Origin of the sequence: Collinsella sp. CLA-ER-H10 (assembly GCF_040092475.1) — a bacterium.
In the GTDB taxonomy this organism is placed as follows: domain Bacteria; phylum Actinomycetota; class Coriobacteriia; order Coriobacteriales; family Coriobacteriaceae; genus Collinsella.
The window spans coordinates 1-1,027 of record NZ_JBBNLM010000048.1 but is presented as its reverse complement, the minus strand read 5'-3'; the positions used below and the strand labels follow the sequence as shown (position 1 = coordinate 1,027).

General features: G+C 59.0%; 1 protein-coding gene. It reads left to right on the top strand.

Going from position 1 to position 1,027, the window contains the following annotated elements; translation table 11 throughout:
- Nucleotides 1–139 precede the first annotated feature (139 nt).
- Nucleotides 140–1,027, top strand: an 888-nt coding sequence (locus AAAX36_RS09425) for a hypothetical protein (RefSeq protein WP_349075285.1), incomplete at its 3' end; no start/stop codon positions are given.

The following is a 1,027-nucleotide window of genomic DNA, read 5'->3' as shown; positions in this document are numbered from 1 at the left end:
AATCTATGTGGCCAATGTGATACCGTTGAACCCGCATATCGATACCGCTCAGCCATTCGCCTCGCCCCCGTCGCACGTATCTTCATCCGGTCTGTTACTTTTAATCTAACAATTCTTTGAGGAACGTAGGTGCTTCTAAATGTACTGTCGACTTCTTCTCAAACTAATCCTAAGAGACAAGGCCGTATGGATTTGTACGCTCGTTCTCGCTGCAGCCTTTTCCGTCCCCATTGCGTTCAATTCACCCATCTACGGGCCCTTCTTTATGAAACAGGGCATGCAGGGCTTTGTCGACGCATTCAATACGCGCGCGCCCCAGGCCAGCGGCACAGACCTATCTCCAGAGCAGCAAAATGACGCGGAGCTTGCGAGATACGCGAACGCCGCCCTTGTCGCTCAAACCGACGCCGCCTTTCTCGATTCTGCCGAGAGCTACTACGCGCTCATGGGCGAAGGCTTCCAATCCGGGTCCATCGTGGGAGACCGAGAGACCAATGACGCAGCGCTCGCATATTGCCGTGCCCTGAGCAGCTCCGGCATCACGGATATCCCGGCCTCCGCAAACGACCTGCCATTCCTTTCCTTCCTGCCTTACGCCATTGCCACGGCGCCGTCTTTCCTTCCCTTCATCCCCTTCCTTCTCTCGTCGATACTCGTGCTCGGCGCCACAAGGCCCGGGACCCTGGCGGCAAAGGCGCCCGTGCCCAAATTCCGGCGCCTTATCCAGATCGTGTTTTCGATAATCGCCGCGGGGACCGCGATGCTCCTCGCCGGCCTCGCACCCGGGGGCATTTACGCCTTGGCCCTAAACGGCTTCGGGCAAATTGGGTACCCGATCTCCTTCTTCCATGACGGCGCGCTTACCACCACGACCGCGGGAAACGTCTTCACAGCCCTGCTTCTCGCGCTTCTTGCGGGCGGAACCTTGATATCCGTTTGCTCCGCCGTCCTATCGACCGCAACGAGGCGCGTCCTCGCGGGCCCCCTTACCTCCGCGCTGCTTGTCGCGGCCCCGGCATTCCCGTTA